At 29.4% G+C, this 2149-nt stretch carries 2 protein-coding genes; both read right to left on the bottom strand.

Features of this window, described 5'->3' with window-relative positions; all coding sequences use genetic code 11:
- Positions 1-230: 230 nt before the first annotated feature.
- The gene (locus tag HNR33_RS22745; protein WP_429088298.1) at positions 231-587 is read right to left on the bottom strand and encodes a hypothetical protein; all 357 of its coding nucleotides are present in this window, start codon (positions 585-587) and stop codon (positions 231-233) included.
- Positions 588-603: 16 nt separating this feature from the next.
- On the bottom strand, positions 604-1776 hold the full coding sequence (locus HNR33_RS22740) for a cation:proton antiporter (protein ID WP_429088295.1): 1173 nt from the start codon (positions 1774-1776) through the stop codon (positions 604-606).
- Positions 1777-2149 lie beyond the last annotated feature (373 nt).

Here is a 2149-nt window from a genome sequence, read left to right as displayed (position 1 = left end):
TACTCTCAAAAGGCTTATTGATGTTACCCTTTTTTAACTTGAAGAAATATCAAATATTTTTAGATTTAACTATTGACATTTCTTAGCTGGACTAACTTCAATTTATTTAATCGTTATTAGTATGTGCTATAAACTATATTTGATACAATGCATAAAAAAAGGGCTTTCGCCCTTTTAAAATAAATTATTAGTAACATAATATATGGATAAGCTTATTTCCTAGTCAATAATTAATCAAGATTATCTTCTTCAATTTTATGTCCATAACATTCTAGGACAGGAACAACAAACATAAAGCCTATTCCAGGTTTAATTATGTAGTCTAGTTTTCTGTTTATTTTATCTATCACTTCCCTTAACTTAGACTCATCTCTTATTACACTTATAATGGTTTTGTTATAAGGTTTATCACCTTCGATAAGTCTTCTTATGCTTGAAAAAATAGGTACGTCTACATTATGCTGTAGTAAAACCTTCCCCATACCGATACTATCAAATGTTGTTGCTCCTACACCCATTTCATAGAATATTTCGTACACTTCATCAAGCATATACACATCGTTTAATATTAAGAATAGAGCATACATCAAATGCACCCCTTTATTATAAATTTACTTCTTTTGCTTTAATTATAGCATTTTTGGTAGCAATTGGTCCTATAATTTCGGTAATAATTGTTGTAGATAAAAGTATCGTGATTATTAAAGGGCCTATATTAGTGTCGACAAACTCCCTATTGACTACTATAGCAAGACCTACGGCTACTCCTACTTGTGACAATAGACCAAAACCAATATTTTTTCTAACAGTATCCGGTGCTTTAGAAATACTTGCGCCTATATACGCCCCTGCAATTTTACCTACTATTCTAAACAAAAGGTATGATACTCCTATCAAACCAATTTGAGGAAGTAGTAGAACATTAAGCCTTGCACCAGCTAGTGTAAAAAAGGCTGCGATAAAAGGTGGTGAGAAGCTTTCGATTATTGAAAAAGCTCTTCTACTTTTCGACGAGAAATTAGCTAAAGCCACTCCTAAGCTCATAGTTGAAAGAAGAGGAGAAAGGCCAAATTTTAAAGATATTCCTACTAACGCTACTATTATACCAATAATTAATGTCAAGGACTCTGAATCATTTCTACTAATATATAGAAGATATGATAAAATGAATCCTAGTATAACACCAATAGATACAGACAATGTTATTTCAATTATTGGATGAAATAATACCTTATATAATGTAATGACTTCGTGTTTTACAAATACTTTAGCAACTGAAGCGGCTACTGAGTATATCATAAGACATATAGCATCATCTATAGCAACAACTCCTAGCAAAGTACTTGTCAAAGGACCTTTTGCATTAAATTCTTTTAGTACCATAATGGTTGCTGCAGGGGCTGTTGCAGAAGATACTGCACCTAAAATTAATGATATAGCTATCTGCTTTGTGATAAAAAAAGTAATAAGAGAAACTAGTGTGAATGCACCTAAAGCTTCGCATACAGCTATAACGAAAATAGATTTTCCAAGTTTTTTTATTACTGAATATTTTAGCTCACTACCTATATTAAAAGCTATAATACCTAAAGCAAAGTCACTAATGAATGATAGTTTTTCTATTGACTCTGTATTTAAAATTTTTAAGCCAGAAACCCCTATCAATAAACCAGCGAGAATATAGCCTGCTACTGAAGGGACTTTAAACTTACCTACTAATCTACCTAAAATTATTCCTGCAATCAATGCTATTCCTAAACTCACAAATGGATTCATATTTTATCACTCCTTCTTTGAAAGATAACACATATTCAATATACTATTCTTTTATAATTAATATGTAAAATTTCATTTCATCTTATATTTTTTCAAATATACTGATATTTATTAATCTAATTAAACTACAACAATTATTTTAAAGTATACGTATATAGAAGTTAAAAAATGAAAATAATACTAACAATATATTACATATTTTCTATAAAACTAGACATAAATAATGGATATTGATAATTCTTCCGAAAAAATTTAACAAAGCTATTGAAAAAGCATATTAAATATGCTATATTAAATAAGTCGCCGAACAAAAGACGACAGAAAACAGCTAAAATAATAAGAAATAAAAAATATTAAAAAAGCTGTTGACAAG

The organism is Brassicibacter mesophilus (assembly GCF_050433385.1).
Classification (GTDB): Bacteria; Bacillota; Clostridia; order Tissierellales; family Proteiniboraceae; genus Brassicibacter; species Brassicibacter mesophilus.
This window is presented reverse-complemented; position numbering and strand designations above follow the sequence as displayed.

Coding starts and splice junctions, on each gene's coding strand:
- HNR33_RS22745 (WP_429088298.1), bottom strand. CDS start 587: ATGTATGCTCTATTCTTAATATTAAACGATGTGTATATGCTTGATGAA.
- HNR33_RS22740 (WP_429088295.1), bottom strand. CDS start 1,776: ATGAATCCATTTGTGAGTTTAGGAATAGCATTGATTGCAGGAATAATT.